The organism is Candidatus Nitrosotalea sp. FS (assembly GCF_011319475.1).
In the GTDB taxonomy this organism is placed as follows: Archaea; Thermoproteota; Nitrososphaeria; order Nitrososphaerales; family Nitrosopumilaceae; genus Nitrosotalea.
The window spans coordinates 1-562 of sequence record NZ_RCMC01000104.1; the positions used below are offsets into that span (position 1 = coordinate 1).

A 562-nucleotide genomic window follows, 5' to 3' on the forward strand; every position below is an offset into this window, starting at 1 on the left:
TTTCTGTCACGCTGCTTTTCTAGTGCGATATATTCAACCCCAAGAGCTTTTGCAAAGTTTCTTGCCCTTTCAACTCCCCCCTTGTCAGGTGATACAACAAGAGGATCAACTAATGCCATCTTTTTGAAATGTCTTGCAAGTTCCTCTACTGCAGAAATATTTCNTGGATAGATTGACTGTACAACTAGTATCTTTCCTCCAGGTCTTGCCTTGAATGTAATTTTGCTTTCCCCGTCTGGGAATATACGCAATTCGCTTGCGATAAATTTTGATTTTAATCTAGAGNCGGATAGATTGACTGTACAACCAGTATCTTCCCACTAGGTCTTGCCTTGAATGTAATCTTGCTCTCCCCGTCTGGAAATACGCGCAGTTCGCTTGCGATAAATTTTGATTTTAATCTAGAGGCAATCTTTTTTGCCAGTTGTTCTGAAGACGGGCCCCCAATAACGGTATAGTCAGTCAACAACCAAATCGAGCCTTGGGCTATTCTTAAGTTTTGAGGGATTACATTTTGATGCCAAGAAAATAAGTTTAAAGCAGATTTGCCAAATCATCATAC

1 pseudogene is annotated in these 562 nt (G+C 40.4%); it reads right to left on the reverse strand.

The window, feature by feature from the left end:
• Nucleotides 1–286 precede the first annotated feature (286 nt).
• Nucleotides 287–469, reverse strand: a pseudogene (locus tag DYY66_RS15990) (ribose-phosphate pyrophosphokinase-like domain-containing protein); the annotation flags it as partial.
• Nucleotides 470–562 lie beyond the last annotated feature (93 nt).